Genomic DNA, 14,898 nt, shown 5'->3' on the forward strand with positions numbered 1-14,898 from the left:
TTGCGACATCTCCTTTTAAGAAGTGTCTGGGACTCTCGTGTCATGTGGGTCGATGTGTATGTGGTGACGGCGGTCATCGTCGCAGTCGCCGTGTGGCTGCTCAGCCCGCACGTGCAGTCCACTGACCCACCCGGCGACATCACCCGCGGCGTCTGGTCGGCGGTTGCCGGTGCACTGTGGCCGCTCACTCTGGTGGGAGTCGGTCAGATTTATCTCGTCCGACTCATCGCGCGGCGGATTCGCCCCACACTCACCGAAGATCTGGAATTGGCTCCGCCGGTTGCACTACCCGAAGCGAGCTTGCGCTTCTGAGTTTCACCCGCTGTTCACCTCCTCGCCAACTGCAGCAGAAACCCTGAGCTGCGACGCGAAATCGACGAGATTGTCGCCTGACGAGGAGGAGATCCGTTCGTGATGGTGCGCGCAAGACTGGCGTCGGTGGGCCTGGCAGCCCTGGCGATCGCCGCGACCACGCTCTCGGCCGCCGCGACGGCCTCTGCTGACGACTCGGGTAGCGGCCTGCTGTGGCCGGACCCCACTGAGCCCTACTACTGGGACGCCAACGAGAATCCCGGCAGCACCGGCCCGGCGCCGCTGCCGACCGACGACCTGTACTGGAAAGAGGGCCAGGACGCCGGCGGGACGGGCAATGCTCCGCAACCGGGCGGGCCCGAGTACACCGATCAAGGTGAGGACGCCGGGGCCGTCTAGCCGCTCCCGTCGATGCTCGCAACGTGGATTGTTGCGTTGCCGCCGTTACGTTTTGCATCGAACATCGCCTGGTCGGCGCGCTCCACGATTGCATCGAGCAAGGCGATGAGGTCGACCCCCTCGGCGGCGAAACTGGCAATGGTGACGCTGGCGACTCCGACGCTGGCGGTGATCGGGGGATCGGCAGGCGCCGCGATCGCATGCCTGACGGAGTCCGCGCGCTGCCGCGCGTGGCCGGCACCCGCGAGATCGACGACCACGAACTCCTCGCCGCCGATCCGGGCCACCAAGGCGCCGTTACGAACGGCCGACGCTATCCGGCGAGCGCAGCGGATCAAGACCGCGTCGCCGGTCGTGTGGCCGAAGGTGTCGTTGATCGCCTTGAAGCGGTCCAGGTCGACGACCGTCGCGGCCACTTCACTATCCATCGGTGTGGCCTCGCGCAACAGCTCACCGATGTGAAGATGCAGGCCGCGCCGGTTCAGCAGGCCGGTCAGCGGATCGGTGACCGATTCGTTGGCATCGTTACGCAGCGCCCAGATTCCGAGCTGAATCCCCAGCGGAGTCATCACCACCGGTGTCACCAGCACGAGCGCCTTTGCGGTGACGGCCAGCGGATCCATATCCGCGGCGATGCTCACTTCAGCGGCAAACGCCGCCGTCACGAGCAGTATCCACACGATATGCCCGGTAAGGACTTTCGGGCCGTCGAAGAACATCAGCAGCACCGAGAGCATCGCGAAGGCATTGAACGCGAACAAGCCCAACAGCCAGTTGGTGTCCAGCACCGCCACGGCGGCGATCGCGATGTCGGCCGAGCCGACGAACGCAAGGGATACCTGCCGTGACGGCCAGGGCCGATAACACCACACCCAGCCCCAGAAGAGCTGCAGCACCGCAAATACCGCGACCGCGATCTGCGACGCGGGGGTGCGCGCCGACGGCAGCAGAATCAGCAGCGAGAGCACGCCGTTGAACCCGGTGCCCATACCGATGAGCACCTGAATCGGTCCCGACTTCGACCGCTTGGTGAAGTACTGCACCTGCGCGACGTAGTCGACCGGCTCACTCCACCAGTCGCGCAGGTGGCTGCTGAACCCGGCGAAACTTTTCAGAGATGCCTGCAAGGTGGTGCTCTCAAGTCAAACGGCGCGGTGAGATATTTGAATCGACAATAACGCGTTCGACTTAGCCAGCGATACCTGTCGGCGGGATTTTTACAGGCCGATGGGGGATTCTTGCTGGTGGCTTGCGGTTGCTGTGAGTGCGCCCGAAGGGATTCGAACCCCTAACCTTCTGATCCGTAGTCAGATGCTCTATCCGTTGAGCTACGGGCGCCGTCTGTATTCAGTTGTTCGTGGCTGACGAATCAGCCGCGGCGGAGGCGAGAGGATTTGAACCTCCGGTCCCCTGTAAGGGGGACAACTCATTAGCAGTGAGTCCCATTCGGCCGCTCTGGCACGCCTCCTGAACTACCTGAGCGTACCGGAGCCCACGTGCTGCCCCGAACCGCCGAGGGATGAGAGTACACAGCCCCCTTAGACTTGGACAAATGACTGCCCGCCTGCGCCCCGAACTGGCTGATCTCCCGGCCTACACCCCGGGTAAGACGGTGCCGGGCGCCATCAAACTGGCCAGCAACGAGACTGTGCACGGGCCGCTACCGAGTGTGCGCGCAGCCATCGCCGCCTCCGCCGAGACCATCAATCGCTACCCCGACAACGGCTACGTGGAGCTCAAAGAGCATCTGGCCAAGCACGTCGATTTCGCCCCCGAACACATCGCGGTGGGCTGCGGGTCGGTGAGTCTGTGCCAGCAGCTCATCCAGATCACCTCATCGGTGGGCGACGAGGTGATCTTCGGCTGGCGCAGCTTCGAGATCTACCCCCTACAGGTGCGGGTGGCCGGCGCCACCGCGGTTCAGGTGCCGCTGCGCGACTACGCCTTCGACCTGGACGCCATGCTGGCCGCGATCACCGACCGCACCCGGCTGATTTTCGTCTGCAACCCGAACAACCCGACCTCCACTGTGGTTGACCCAGACGAGTTGGCCCGCTTCGTCGCCGCCGTGCCGTCGGACATCCTCATCGCCATCGACGAGGCCTACGTCGAGTACATCCGCGACGGCATGCTGCCCGACAGCCTCGGCCTGGCCCGCAGCCATCCCAATGTCGTTGTGCTGCGCACCTTCTCGAAGGCCTACGGCCTGGCCGGCCTGCGCATTGGCTACGCCGTCGGCGACCCTGACATCATCACCGCGCTGGGCAAGGTCTATGTGCCCTTCACCGCCACCACCGTCTCCCAGGCCGCCGCGATCGCCTCGATACACGCCGCCGACGAGCTGCTGGCCCGCACCGACGCGGTGGTCGACGAACGCCGCCGGGTCTGCGCAGCGCTCACCGAGCTGGGCTATACGTTCCCGCCGTCGCAGGCCAACTTCGTCTGGCTGCCGCTGTCCCCCGAGCAGACCCCCGATTTCGTGGAGCAGGCCGCGGACGCCCGCGTGCTGGTGCGGCCCTACGGCACCGACGGTGTACGGGTGACCATCGGCGCGCCCGAGGAGAACGACGCCTTCCTGACGTTCGCCCAAAAGTGGAGCGCTACCCGCTGACGGGCACCCGGCCGGTGAACGCAGCGAGCCGGTCCAGTTTGGAGACATGCGCGGCGACGTCGACCGGATCGTCGAAGCCGGCCCTGGCCCGCCCCTCCGGGGTGATGATGCGCTGCGCCAGGGCCGCCACGTAGTCGGTCAGCGAGTCCGGAGCATCGATCGGGCGGTTGATCGCCGAGGCGTAATCCCAGGCATGGACCAGGAATTCGAGCGACAGGATGGCGGCCATGAATTGCGCCGGCGCCTGGTTGTCGCCGAACGGAACCGTGCCGTCCAGCCCGCGTCGATGCCAGGCATCCAGCGCCGGACGGGCGGCCGCGATGATCTGCTGCTCGACCGAGTCGTCGTGGTTGCGCTCCGGCAACTGCGCGCCGGCAGCGCCGCCCAGCAGGGTGATCGAATTCAGCAGATGATCGGTCAGCGCCGCGACGTCGAACTCGCGGCACGGGGTCTGCCTTTTCAGATCATCGGAAGCAATACCGTGCATTACCTGTTGAAGAATCTTGAGCGACGCTTCGGCGCTCGCCAGCTCGTCGGTGGGCGGAGCGTCCGGGCCCGGGATCAGTTCGTCAGCCATGCCCCAACCGTACGACCAGCTGCCGACAGAATAGTGTTCGTTGGAGTGCACGAGAAGGGACGCGCAGCATGGGCAAGATCTATGACAACGTCACCGAGCTGATCGGCCGTACGCCGCTGGTCCGACTCAACCGTTTGACCGACGGCATGGACGCCGAGGTCGCGGTCAAGCTCGAGTTCTACAACCCGGCCAACAGCGTCAAGGACCGGATCGGCGTCGCGATCATCGACGCGGCCGAGGCGTCCGGCGAGCTGCAGCCCGGCGGCACGATCGTCGAGGCCACCAGCGGCAACACCGGCATCGCGCTGGCGATGGTCGGCGCGGCGCGCGGCTACAAGGTGATCCTGACCATGCCCGAGACGATGTCCACCGAGCGCCGGGTGATGCTGCGCGCCTATGGAGCCGAGATCGTCCTGACTCCCGGCTCCGAGGGCATGGCCGGCGCGGTGGAACGGGCGAAGCAGATCATCGCCGAAACCGACAACGCGGTCTCGGCGAACCAGTTCGCGAATCCCGCCAATCCCGCGATCCACGAGAAGACCACCGCCGAAGAGGTGTGGGCGGATACCGACGGCAAAGTCGACATCTTCGTGGCCGGTATCGGTACCGGCGGCACGCTCACCGGGGTGGGGCATGTCCTCAAGGCGCGCAAGCCCGGGGTTCAGATCGTCGGGGTCGAGCCGAAGGACTCCCCCTTACTGACCGAGGGTGTCGCCGGACCGCACAAAATCCAGGGCATGGGCGCCAACTTCGTTCCCGAGGTGCTCGATCGCGACGTCTACGACGAGATCATCGACGTCGAACTCGACGACGCCGTTCGGGTGGCCAGGGATCTGGGCACCGCCGAAGGCATCCTGGGTGGGATCTCGTCGGGCGCGATCGTTTGGGCCGCATTAGAACTCGCCAAGCGTCCGGAGAACGCGGGCAAGCTCATCGTGGCGGTGGTGTGCGACTTCGGCGAGCGCTACATCTCCACCGTGCTCTACGAACACATCCGGGACTGAATTCATGGGCCTGCTGTCGACAGTTCGCGAAGACCTGAGCAATGCCCGCGGCCATGACCCGGCTGCCCGCGGCGATCTGGAGAACGCCCTGGTCTACTCGGGCCTGCACGCCATCTGGTCCTACCGGCTCGCGCACCGGCTCTGGGCCAGGCCGTCAATGCGCGGTCCGGCGCGGGTGCTGTCGCAGGTGACCCGTTTCCTCACCGGCATCGAAATCCATCCCGGCGCCACCATCGGCCGCCGCTTCTTCATCGACCACGGCATGGGCGTCGTGATCGGGGAGACGACCGAGATAGGTGACGACGTGATGCTCTATCACGGCGTGACTCTCGGCGGGCGCTCGTTGGAACACGGCAAGCGGCATCCCACACTCGGCAACCGAGTCGTTGTCGGCGCCGGAGCAAAAATACTGGGCCCCTTGGTTATTGGAGACGACAGCGCGATCGGCGCCAATGCTGTCGTCACTCACGACGTGCCGGCGGATTCGATCGCAACCGGCATTCCAGCCGTTGTCCGCCATCGCACCGAGAAGCAGCGCGAGCAGTTGGTGGATCCGACGACTTACGTCGACCCCGCGATGTACATCTGATACCCCATCGAATCCAGCTGATCCGAACTGTCTGATTCAGCCCGTCACGGGATTAGCGTCTGCAGGCGCGAACCCGCTGAACGGGCTTGAAAGGGCATCATGTCGAACCACATTCAGGAATCCGGCAGCGCTCCCGTTGCCGTGGCGACGACCGACGGCCGGCCACACCGCAAGCTTCGGGGGACGCTCGGAGTCTGGGGCATCGTCTTCGTGGTGGTGGCCGCCGCGTCACCGCTCGGCGTCATGGGCGGCCCGGTGCCATTGGGCATCGCCAGTGGCAACGGGATCGGCTTCCCGGCGATCTTCGTCGTCAGCACACTGATCATCTTGCTGTTCGCAGTCGGATTCACCGCTCTGACGCTGTATGTCCCCGACGCGGGCGCCTTCTACTCCTACATCGGCAAGGGCCTCGGCCGGGTGCCCGGCTTCGGGTTCGCGCTCGTCGCGCTGATCTCCTACCTGACGCTCGAGATCGCGGTCTATGGGCTGATCGGACAAGGCGCCCAGGCGCTGTTCGCGTCGTATGGTGTTCCGAATATCCATTGGGGCATCTGGGCTTTCGTCGCGTTCACTGTCGTGACGGCGCTGGGTCACTTCAACATCGACCTGTCCCGCAACGTGCTTGGTGTTCTCCTGATCGGCGAGGTGTTGATCGTCCTGGCGCTCGACGCCGCCGTCATCTTCAGCGGTGGCCACGAAGGTCTGTCCACCGGCATCGTCACTCCGTCCGAAATCGTCTCCGGGGCACCGGGTATCGCACTACTGTTCGCGATCCTGAGCTTCATCGGCTTCGAGGCCACCGCGGTGTTCCGAGACGAAGCCCGCGATCCACTGCGCACCATCCCCAAGGCCACCTATCTGGCCGTCATCCTCATCGGGGTGTTCTACACCGTCTCGACCTGGGCACTGATCTCGGCGGTCGGCGACAGCACGGCCGTCGAGCAGGCCCAGGCCGATCCCTCCGCACTGCTGCCCGACGCCACCGAGCAGTACCTCGGCACCGCCGGCCTGCACATCGTCCAGGTGCTGTTCGTCACCAGCCTGTTCGCCTGCATCCTGTCGTTCCACAACATCGTTGCCCGCTATGTCTTCACGCTGTCCAACCGCAAGGTGTTCCCCGGCCAACTCGGCGAGGCACACGCCGCCCACGGTTCGCCACACATCGCCTCCGGGGTGGACGCTGTCGTCGTGGCCGTGGCCATCGTGGTGGCGATCGGATTCCAGCTCGACCCGGTGACGCAGTTCTATACCTGGCTGGCCGGCATCTCCACGGTCGGCATCACCATCCTGCTGATCGCGACCACCCTCGCCGTGCTCGTCTTCTTCACCAAGCGCAGGCGGGCGGGCCGGCTGGAGGTGTCGACCTGGCGGGCGTTCATCGCGCCGGGCCTGGGCCTGCTCGGCCTGCTGACCGCCTTCGCCCTGATCCTGCAGAATCTGCCCACCCTGGTGGGCGGCTCGACACCCATCGCGATCGGCGTCGTGGGCCTGCTGGTCGCGTTCTTCGCGATCGGTGCCGGCATCGCGGCGCGGCGGCCGGACGTGACCCTCGAGTGACGCCGGCCGCGGCGCGCCGTAGCCTTCATGGTCATGAGCGCGCCGTATGAATCCCTCACTGTCGAGGTCAAGGACCACATCGCCCAGGTCACGCTGATCGGTCCGGGCAAAGGCAACGCGATGGGCCCGCAGTTCTGGGCCGAAATGCCGGTGGTCTTCGCCGACCTCGATGCCGACCCGGACGTCCGGGCGATCGTGCTGACCGGCTCGGGCCGCAACTTCAGCTACGGCCTGGACCTGGTCGCCATGGGCGGCACATTGTCTGCGCTCATGACGGGTGAGGTGTCGGCTCGGCCTCGAGCCGACTTCCACTCCCACCTGAAGCAATTGCAGCAGTCGATCACCGCGGTGGCCGATTGCCGCACACCCACCATCGCGGCGGTGCACGGCTGGTGCATCGGCGGTGGGGTCGACCTGATCAGCGCGGTCGACATCCGCTACGCCAGCGCCGACGCGAAGTTCTCGGTGCGAGAGGTCAAATTGTCGATCGTCGCCGATGTCGGCAGCCTGGCCCGCTTGCCCTACATCCTCTCCGACGGGCACCTGCGCGAACTGGCGTTGACCGGTAAGGACATTGACGCGGCCCGTGCCGAGAAGATCGGTCTGGTCAACGACGTCTATCCCGACGCCGAGGCCACGTTGGCCGCCGCGCATGAGACGGCCGCCGAGATCGCCGCGAATTCACCACTGGTGACCCACGGCATCAAGGACGTCCTCGACGAACAGCGCACCGCCGACGTGGCAGCCAGCCTGCGTTACGTGGCGGCGTGGAACTCGGCGTTTCTGCCGTCCAAGGACTTAACCGAGGGCATCTCGGCGATGTTCGGTAAGCGGAAGCCGGAATTCACCGGCGAATAGCCGCTAGCTGCCGGCCTTGATCGCGGGCACCGCTTTGGTAACCGCCAGAGCCGTCGGCTCGTCGGCGGGCTGGGTGGTCGTGGTCGCACCCATGTTCATCGCCCCAACGGCCGGCGAGGAGTAGGCCGGGAACTTGGTCTCATCACCGGAATCGGCGGTGTGGGTCAGGGACACCGGAGCCGGATGGGTCAGCCCGAACAGCCCGAGCACCGCGATCGCCCCACCACCCACGACAGTACCCAGCAACCTTTTATTGAAAGCCAAGCGTTTCTGAAGCTTCAGCGGAGATGACATGTTGACCTGCACCTTTCGGACATCTGAGGGCGGCATCGACCCGTCGGACCGCCCATAGGTGAACGGCCCGAGCTACTTTTGGAACGCCTTCCATCCTTTGTATGCCCGCGCACCACCAAAAAGCACGTGCCCCAAGGTGATCCACAGAAGTCCCGATACCGCCGCACAGTTGAATATCAGTGCACATTGCGCCGGGCGACGTGCCTCACATGGAGTCGAGTTGTGGTCCTGCGGTCAATCCTGCGATGCGGACCTGGTCGCGTCCCGCCGATTTCGCGGCGTAGAGGGCGGCGTCCGCCATGTCGAGAGCCTGCTCGACCCGGTGGCCGGGGATGAGTTCGGCGACCCCGATGCTGACGGTCACGCTGGCCCGGCCCTGCGCTGCCTCGACGTGATCCGCCGCAATCAAGCCGCGAAGTCGCTCTGCCATGTGAGCGGCGTCATCGATGCCGGTGTCGACCAGAATGAGTGCGAACTCCTCCCCGCCGAGCCGGCCGGCTCGCTCACTTCCGCCTGCGATTGCGGCACAGTGGCGGCCGACCATGACGATGACAGCATCCCCTACGGCGTGGCCGAATCGATCATTGATCACCTTGAAGTCGTCGATATCGACGACCAGTACGGAGGCGGGATCCCCTGTCCGCCAAGACCTGTCGGCAGCGGACCGGAATACCTCCAGAAAATGCCGCCGGTTGGCAACGGGGGCCAGCGGGTCACGCGAGGCCAGCACGGTGAGCTTGTCGATGAGCTCACGCCGTTCGCTCAGGACCGCCGCCACCACCAGTGCGACCAATGATCCGCTCGCAATGAAGAAGCTGACGTAAGCGATGCGATCCGGCACGCTGGCATCGGCCAGAAAGCCCTCACCGGATCCGGCCCAAATCACCGGCGGCGCCAACAGGAGGTTCGCCATGACCGCTGGTCGGGTTCCACCGCGCATGCCCACCCACACCAGTAACGGATAGGTCACGGCCAGCAGCACGAGCGGAGGGACCGAGGTCCGACCGACCGCTCCAACCGTAACGGCCGCGATGCCGGCGACACAGACGGCGATCTCATACGGTCGCAGGCGCCGCCGCTCAGCCGGTTGACGAACCGACCACACCAGCAGCACCGGGGCAACCAGCAGCTGACCCATGATATTGGCGATCCACCAGTGCAACCAGGCCGTGCTGACCTCGCTCAGCGACGTCAGCGAGGCGGGCTGAGCTCCCTGGACCCACCACGCCCACGTCTCGGGAATGAGATCTGCCGGGATCCCGCCGGTGATCAGTAGCGCGGAGACACCGCCGGTGGCACTGATCGGTGCAAGGATGCAGCACACCAGGACCACGAATCGCGCCACGTCGCGGGGATGATCGAGGGATCGGCGCAAGGCCCAGCGCTCGAAAAGGTAAGCACCCAAGACACTTTCGAGCATGTTGACCGTGCCGATCAAAGCACCGGCCAGCACCGACGGTCCGGCCCAGACCGAAAGCAGAATCTCACCGAGGAGGATCCCCGGCGCCACCCGGCGGCCGAACAGGATGACGAAGGCGAGCGCGAGGCCCTCGGGCACGAACACCACGCTGGTGACGGTGCCGTGCTGCACCGAGACCGCGAACGCCAGCCTGCCGAGCACGACGTAGCTGACGGCGAGGATGACGATCAGCAATGCCGTCCGAACCGCCACGTTCCACCGGACCAACATCCGATGAGACTAAGTCCGGCCGGGGAATTCTGCCCTGCTATCGTGCCGCCAACTCAGCGGTGGCGGAGGGATTTGAACCCCCGGACGGTGTTAGCCGTCTCTCGCTTTCAAGGCGAGTGCATTAGGCCGCTCTGCCACGCCACCGCCGATAAGCGTAGCGGTTCAGACGCGGCCGACCTTGGCCGAGTTCCCGCCGCCCTTCAACGACGCGCTGATGCGGCGACAGTTCTCCCCCATCGCCGCCATCTGCGGACGCGACAGCGGGCCCAGGAACGTCTCCCGAACTCCCGTTGCGTACGTCAGCATCGCGTCCTCGACGACCTCGCGGCCCCGGTCGGTGATCCCGGCCAGAACTCCGCGGCCGTCGTCGGGACTGGCTTCGCGGTGCACCAGCCCCGCTGCCTCCAGCCGACGGATCTGGCGGGTCACCCGGCTCGGCAGCGACATGAGCTGCTCGGCCAAGTCCCCCATCCGAGCTGCACCGGTTTCCGAGTTGTCCAATATTTCCAACAGACGGACGTCGACCAAACTCAACTTGTGCTTCTCGACGAGTCCGCGATTCAGTGTTCCGTACAGCCGCAGTGCTGCGTCGAGGAAGTTCTGCCAAGCTCTCTGCTCGGCTATATCCAACCCCGGCATCTCACTAGCGGTCCGCCCCGCAATCATCCCTCCCATAGCGCAATCGTAAGCGACACAGCGCGGTACGACTCCGAAATGACTCGGGAGTAACCTAACCGGATGCTGGCCATCGTCGCTGAATCCACCGACCGTCTGTTCTGGCACGAGGTGCCGGATGTTTCGCCAGGCCACGGCGAGGTGTTGATCAAGGTCGGCACCGCCGGCGTCAATCGCGCCGACCTGCTGCAGGCCGCCGGGCACTACCCGCCGCCGCCCGGAGCCAGCGACATCCTCGGCCTCGAGGTCTCCGGCGCCATCGCAGCAGTCGGCGACGGGGTATCGGAATGGGTTGTCGGACAAGAGGTCTGCGCACTTCTGGCCGGTGGTGGCTACGCTCAGTACGTGGCCGTTCCGGCTCCACAGGTGATGCCCATTCCGCCTGGGGTCAGCGTGGCAGATGCCGCCGCACTGCCGGAGGTCGCCTGCACAGTGTGGTCGAACCTCGTCATGACGGCGCACCTCTCGCGCGGTGAATTGATGCTCATCCACGGCGGCGCCAGCGGAATCGGCACGCATGCGATCCAAGTAGCCAAGGCACTCGGCAACCGAGTGGCCGTGACCGCGGGCTCGAAGGCCAAGCTCGACCTGTGCGCTGAACTGGGCGCTGACACGCAAATCTCCTACCGCGACGAGGATTTCGTCGCGTGCGTCAATAATGCCACCGATGGTCGGGGTGCGGACGTCATCTTCGACATCATGGGCGCGGCGTATCTGGATCGGAATCTCGACGCGCTCGCACCCGACGGCCGGCTCGTCATCATCGGCATGCAGGGCGGGATCAAAGCCGAACTGAACATTGCCAAAATGGTCGCCAAGCGGTTGAGCGTGATCGCTACGTCGTTGCGGGGTCGGCCCGTCGACGGCGCGAACGGCAAGGGCGCCATCGTCGATGCCGTCGTGGATTCGGTGTGGCCGATGATCGGTGACGGCCGGGTCCGTCCCATCATCGGCGCGCGGTTCCCCATCACCGAAGCCGCCGAAGCGCACCGAGTCCTCGCTTCGGGTGAGACGTTCGGAAAGATCCTGCTGACGGTTGGAGACTGAGTCTCAGCCCAGCGACGCGAGCGCCCGCACGAGCTGATCCACCTCGGCCATGGTCGAGTAATGGGCCAACCCGACGGTGACGGCGCCGCCGATGTCGTTGACGCCGATCAGGTCCAGAACACGTGAATTGGCGTTGCAAACGGCCAGAATTCCGTTGTCGGCCAAGCGCTGGACCACCCGCTCGGCGGGCACCCCGGTGACCGCGAAGCTGACCACCGGGATGTGCGCCTCGGGCCGGCCGATCACCATCACCAGGGGCAGCGACCGAAGCGACCCCATCAGGTAGTCGAACAGCCCGCTGAGATACGAACTCGCGGATTGCGTTGACAGCGCGAGCCTTTCGCGCCGCGTGCCACGCGCCGACTCGTCAAGCGCGGCCAAGTATTCGATGCTGGCGACCACGCCGGCGAGCAGTCCGTACTGATGTCCGCCCAACTCCAGCCGCTCCGGACCGCTCGCATGCGGGTTCATCGACACCGACCCGAAGCTGTCGATGAGCGACGGATTGCGGAACGCCAGGGCACCGATCGGCGGGCCGCCCCACGCCGGTGCGTTGAGTGCGACGACGTCGGCTTCGATCTCCTCGATGTCCAACAGCGAATACGGCGCCGCGGCCGAATGGTCCACCACGACCAGCCCGCCGACGTCGTGGACGAGTTTGGTGACGGCTCCGACATCGGTGATCGTGCCCAGCGTCGACGACGCCGACGTCATCGCCACCAGCTTGGTGGGCGGCGTGATCAGGCTCTCCCACTGCCACGGCGGAAGCTCGCCGGTTTCGATGTCGACCTCGGCCCATTTCACCTTGGCCCCGTACCGGTTGGCCGCGCGCAACCACGGCGCGATGTTTGCCTCGTCGTCGAGCCGGCTGACCACCACTTCGTAGCCGATCCCCGCCCGCGACGACGACGCGTCGGCCAGCGATGTCAGCAGCACCGAGCGGTCCGCGCCGAGCACCACTCCGGCCGGGTCACCGTTGACCAGGTCGGCCACCGCCTGACGAGCGGCCTCCAGCACAGCGACGCTGCGCCGCGCGGAAGGGTGGGGACTGGCCGTGTTGGGTACCGAACCGCGGAACGCGGTGGACACCGTCGTGGCAACCGACTCGGGGATCAACATCCCGGCTTGAGCGTCGAAGCGCATCCACCCGTCGCCCAGCGCTGGGTGCAGACCACGCACCCGGGCGACGTCGTAAGCCATGGAGCCCACCTTAAAGCCTTGGCGATTCCGCGATCGAGACAGCAATGGCGCCTGCGGTCCCCCCAAGGACAGGATCACCTGGGCAGCCATACTAGTCCAGTGAGCTTCGCGTTCGGACTGATGATCGCGGTGTTGTTGCTGATCCTGCCGGGCGCGGTGGTGGCGCTCGCCGCGCGACTTCGGTGGTTCGTCGCGCTCGGGCTCGGCCCGGTATTGACGTACGGCGTTGTGGGCCTGGCCATCATCCCCTTCGGTGCGATCGGGATCCGCTGGAACACCTGGACCGCACTGCTTGCCCTGGTCATCGTGGCGGCGGTGGTATTCGGTTTGCGGGTTCTGCTCGCCCGCTATCGGTCCGCCGATTCGGCCGCCGGAGCGCCCGCACTGGGGCCGGCACTGGTGGTGGCGGCGGGGGTGACCCTAGGCGCCCTGTTCATTGCCGTCGCGGCCGCCAAGGGCATGCCCTATTGGCAATCCATCCCCAGCAACTGGGACTCCGTCTGGCACGCCAACACCATCCGCTGGATCCTCGACACCGGACAGGCGTCATCGACGCACATGGGCGAGCTTCGCAACGTCGAAACCCACGACGCCCTCTATTACCCCTCGGTGTTTCACGCGCTTGCCGCGGTACTCGCCCAGCTGATCGGCGCGGCGCCGACCACCGCCTACACGCTGAGCTCCCTGGCGGCGGCGGTGTGGCTGTTCCCGCTCAGCGGGGCGCTGCTGACCTGGCAGCTGATCCGCCCGCACACATCGCAATGGCGCACCGCGGGAGCGGCGGCCACCGCGGCCGCTCTGTCGGCGTCGTTCACCGCGGTGCCCTACGTCGAATTCGACACCGCCTCGATGCCCAACATGGTCGCCTACGGGCTCGCCGTGCCGGCGTTCGTGCTGATCACGTCATCGCTGCGGCACCGCGATCGGGTCCCGCTGGCGGTGGTGTCGCTGGTCGGGGTGTTCTCGGTGCACATCACCGGCGGCGTCGTCGTGGTGACGTTCGTCGTGGCGTGGTGGCTGCTCGACCCGATGGTGCGGCCGGTGCTGGGCCGGCTACGGGACTTCATCACCCTGGTCGCGATCGCGGCGCCCACCCTGGCGGTGCTGCTACCGCAGTTCCTGGGCGTCCTGCAGCAGGCCGAGGTTATCGCCGGGCATGCCTTCGTCACTCATCTGGGCCGCAAGCGGACCTTGTTCAATGCCGTCGTTCAGCACACCCGCCACCTCAACGACTTTCCGATCCAGAACATCCTGATCGGGCTGGCTGGTGTGGGTTTCGTGCTGTTGCTGACCAAACGAGTCTGGTGGCCGGCCGCGGTGTGGCTGCTGATGATCGTGTCGATCGTTCATTCCGGGGCGCCGTTCGGCGGCCCGGTCGGGGCGATCATCGGCAAGTACAGCGACCTGTTCTACAGCGACCCGCGCCGGCTGTCAGCGGTGGTGACGCTCTTGCTCGTACCGATGGCCGGAATCGCTGCGTATTCCGCTGCGCTGCTGGTCGTGGCCGGCGCACGCCGGTTGACTCGGCACTGGGCCGCCGACCGGGACCCCGACCGCGGATTCTGGATCGGCGCCACCGCGGTGCTGCTGGTCGCCCTCACCGTCGGGTTGGCGTGGCACTACTTCCCCCGGCACCGCTACCTGATGGGCGAGAAGTACGACCGGGTGATGATCGACGGGAAGGACCTCGAGGCGATGGCCTATCTGGCCACCCTGCCGGGGGCCCGCGACACGCTGATCGGCGACGCCAACGTCGACGGCACTGCCTGGATGTATGCGATTGCCGGCCTGCACCCGCTGTGGACGCACTATGACTACCCCGTCCAGCAGGGCCCGGGCTACCACCGCTTCATCTTCTGGGCCTATGCCGACGACGCCGATCACGATCCGCGAATCGCCGAGGCCGTGAAGGCACTGAACATCCGCTATGTATTGACCAGTACGCCGGTGGTCCGCGGGTTCGTCATGCCCGACGGACTAGTGTCACTAGACAAGTCCAAGTCGTGGGCGAAGATCTACGACAACGGCGAAGCTCGCATCTACGAATGGCGCGGATCTTCACCGCCGGACAGCCAATGACAATGG

At 65.9% G+C, this 14,898-nt stretch carries 15 protein-coding genes and 3 tRNA genes; 9 read left to right on the forward strand and 9 right to left on the reverse strand.

Translation table 11 applies throughout. The features are described from left to right. The first annotated feature begins 42 nt into the window (after positions 1-42). Both HPC46_RS15395 and HPC46_RS15400 read left to right on the forward strand, forming a co-directional pair. On the forward strand, positions 43-312 hold the full coding sequence (locus tag HPC46_RS15395) for a hypothetical protein (protein WP_179471295.1): 270 nt from the start codon (positions 43-45) through the stop codon (positions 310-312). Between the two features lie 102 nt (positions 313-414). Then, entirely contained in the window at positions 415-711 is a 297-nt protein-coding gene (locus HPC46_RS15400) for a hypothetical protein (RefSeq protein WP_179471297.1), read from the forward strand. On the opposite strand, the gene HPC46_RS15405 is transcribed toward HPC46_RS15400, so the two are convergent. From HPC46_RS15405 to HPC46_RS15415, 3 genes are all read right to left on the reverse strand, one after another. Then, on the reverse strand, positions 708-1,838 hold the full coding sequence (locus tag HPC46_RS15405) for a GGDEF domain-containing protein (protein ID WP_179471299.1): 1,131 nt from the start codon (positions 1,836-1,838) through the stop codon (positions 708-710). The two genes, HPC46_RS15400 and HPC46_RS15405, sit on opposite strands and share 4 nt — an antisense overlap. Before the next feature lie 138 nt (positions 1,839-1,976). Continuing rightward, a tRNA-Arg gene (locus HPC46_RS15410) sits at positions 1,977-2,049 on the reverse strand. 41 nt (positions 2,050-2,090) lie between these two features. Beyond that, positions 2,091-2,179, reverse strand: a tRNA-Ser gene (locus HPC46_RS15415). Positions 2,180-2,263: 84 nt separating this feature from the next. Between HPC46_RS15415 and hisC the strand changes: the two genes are divergently transcribed. Next, on the forward strand, positions 2,264-3,322 hold the full coding sequence (gene hisC / locus HPC46_RS15420; RefSeq protein ID WP_179471301.1) for a histidinol-phosphate transaminase: 1,059 nt from the start codon (positions 2,264-2,266) through the stop codon (positions 3,320-3,322). Here the strand turns inward: hisC and HPC46_RS15425 are convergent. Further along, positions 3,312-3,899, reverse strand: coding sequence for a TIGR03086 family metal-binding protein (locus HPC46_RS15425; protein ID WP_179471303.1), 588 nt, complete (start codon positions 3,897-3,899; stop codon positions 3,312-3,314). The two genes, hisC and HPC46_RS15425, sit on opposite strands and share 11 nt — an antisense overlap. Positions 3,900-3,967: 68 nt before the next feature. On the opposite strand from HPC46_RS15425, the gene cysK reads away from it, so the two are divergent. The 4 genes from cysK (at position 3,968) to HPC46_RS15445 (ending at position 7,907) form a co-directional block, all read left to right on the forward strand. Then, entirely contained in the window at positions 3,968-4,903 is a 936-nt protein-coding gene (gene cysK / locus HPC46_RS15430) for a cysteine synthase A (RefSeq protein ID WP_179471305.1), read from the forward strand. Between the two features lie 4 nt (positions 4,904-4,907). Then, the gene (gene epsC, locus HPC46_RS15435; protein ID WP_179471307.1) at positions 4,908-5,492 is read left to right on the forward strand and encodes a serine O-acetyltransferase EpsC; all 585 of its coding nucleotides are present in this window, start codon (positions 4,908-4,910) and stop codon (positions 5,490-5,492) included. A gap of 99 nt (positions 5,493-5,591) precedes the next feature. Continuing rightward, positions 5,592-7,049: an APC family permease gene (locus HPC46_RS15440; protein ID WP_179471309.1), complete on the forward strand. Its 1,458-nt coding sequence runs from the start codon at positions 5,592-5,594 to the stop codon at positions 7,047-7,049. Between the two features lie 33 nt (positions 7,050-7,082). Then, complete coding sequence (locus tag HPC46_RS15445; RefSeq protein WP_179471311.1) at positions 7,083-7,907, forward strand: crotonase/enoyl-CoA hydratase family protein; 825 nt, start codon at positions 7,083-7,085, stop codon at positions 7,905-7,907. A 3-nt stretch (positions 7,908-7,910) separates the two neighbouring features. Here the strand turns inward: HPC46_RS15445 and HPC46_RS15450 are convergent, their stop codons facing one another. The 4 genes from HPC46_RS15450 to HPC46_RS15465 form a co-directional block, all read right to left on the reverse strand. Continuing rightward, positions 7,911-8,153, reverse strand: coding sequence for a hypothetical protein (locus HPC46_RS15450; protein WP_179471313.1), 243 nt, complete (start codon positions 8,151-8,153; stop codon positions 7,911-7,913). A gap of 253 nt (positions 8,154-8,406) precedes the next feature. Then, positions 8,407-9,891: a sensor domain-containing diguanylate cyclase gene (locus tag HPC46_RS15455; protein WP_179471315.1), complete on the reverse strand. Its 1,485-nt coding sequence runs from the start codon at positions 9,889-9,891 to the stop codon at positions 8,407-8,409. 57 nt (positions 9,892-9,948) lie between these two features. Next, positions 9,949-10,035 (reverse strand) — tRNA-Ser (locus tag HPC46_RS15460). An 18-nt stretch (positions 10,036-10,053) separates the two neighbouring features. Then, complete coding sequence (locus HPC46_RS15465) at positions 10,054-10,566, reverse strand: MarR family winged helix-turn-helix transcriptional regulator (protein WP_179471317.1); 513 nt, start codon at positions 10,564-10,566, stop codon at positions 10,054-10,056. Between the two features lie 63 nt (positions 10,567-10,629). Here HPC46_RS15465 and HPC46_RS15470 point away from each other — a divergent pair, with 63 nt between their 5' ends. Further along, a complete protein-coding gene (locus tag HPC46_RS15470; RefSeq protein ID WP_179471319.1) occupies positions 10,630-11,613 on the forward strand; it encodes an NAD(P)H-quinone oxidoreductase in 984 nt (327 codons plus the stop codon). 3 nt (positions 11,614-11,616) lie between these two features. Here the strand turns inward: HPC46_RS15470 and HPC46_RS15475 are convergent, their stop codons facing one another. Then, positions 11,617-12,813, reverse strand: coding sequence for a cysteine desulfurase-like protein (locus HPC46_RS15475; RefSeq protein ID WP_179471321.1), 1,197 nt, complete (start codon positions 12,811-12,813; stop codon positions 11,617-11,619). A gap of 120 nt (positions 12,814-12,933) precedes the next feature. On the opposite strand from HPC46_RS15475, the gene HPC46_RS15480 reads away from it, so the two are divergent. Beyond that, a complete protein-coding gene (locus HPC46_RS15480; RefSeq protein WP_218894227.1) occupies positions 12,934-14,892 on the forward strand; it encodes a DUF6541 family protein in 1,959 nt (652 codons plus the stop codon). Positions 14,893-14,898 lie beyond the last annotated feature (6 nt).

It is taken from the genome of Mycolicibacterium vinylchloridicum (assembly GCF_013404075.1).
In the GTDB taxonomy this organism is placed as follows: domain Bacteria; phylum Actinomycetota; class Actinomycetes; order Mycobacteriales; family Mycobacteriaceae; genus Mycobacterium; species Mycobacterium vinylchloridicum.

Excerpts from the sequence above, each read along its gene's own strand:
- HPC46_RS15395 (WP_179471295.1), top strand. The coding sequence starts at position 43 with ATGTGGGTCGATGTGTATGTGGTGACGGCGGTCATCGTCGCAGTCGCC.
- HPC46_RS15400 (WP_179471297.1), top strand. The coding sequence starts at position 415 with ATGGTGCGCGCAAGACTGGCGTCGGTGGGCCTGGCAGCCCTGGCGATC.
- hisC (WP_179471301.1), top strand. The coding sequence starts at position 2,264 with ATGACTGCCCGCCTGCGCCCCGAACTGGCTGATCTCCCGGCCTACACC.
- HPC46_RS15425 (WP_179471303.1), bottom strand. The coding sequence starts at position 3,899 with ATGGCTGACGAACTGATCCCGGGCCCGGACGCTCCGCCCACCGACGAG.
- cysK (WP_179471305.1), top strand. The coding sequence starts at position 3,968 with ATGGGCAAGATCTATGACAACGTCACCGAGCTGATCGGCCGTACGCCG.
- epsC (WP_179471307.1), top strand. The coding sequence starts at position 4,908 with ATGGGCCTGCTGTCGACAGTTCGCGAAGACCTGAGCAATGCCCGCGGC.
- HPC46_RS15440 (WP_179471309.1), top strand. The coding sequence starts at position 5,592 with ATGTCGAACCACATTCAGGAATCCGGCAGCGCTCCCGTTGCCGTGGCG.
- HPC46_RS15445 (WP_179471311.1), top strand. The coding sequence starts at position 7,083 with ATGAGCGCGCCGTATGAATCCCTCACTGTCGAGGTCAAGGACCACATC.
- HPC46_RS15455 (WP_179471315.1), bottom strand. The coding sequence starts at position 9,891 with ATGTTGGTCCGGTGGAACGTGGCGGTTCGGACGGCATTGCTGATCGTC.
- HPC46_RS15465 (WP_179471317.1), bottom strand. The coding sequence starts at position 10,566 with ATGGGAGGGATGATTGCGGGGCGGACCGCTAGTGAGATGCCGGGGTTG.
- HPC46_RS15470 (WP_179471319.1), top strand. The coding sequence starts at position 10,630 with ATGCTGGCCATCGTCGCTGAATCCACCGACCGTCTGTTCTGGCACGAG.
- HPC46_RS15475 (WP_179471321.1), bottom strand. The coding sequence starts at position 12,813 with ATGGCTTACGACGTCGCCCGGGTGCGTGGTCTGCACCCAGCGCTGGGC.
- HPC46_RS15480 (WP_218894227.1), top strand. The coding sequence starts at position 12,934 with ATGATCGCGGTGTTGTTGCTGATCCTGCCGGGCGCGGTGGTGGCGCTC.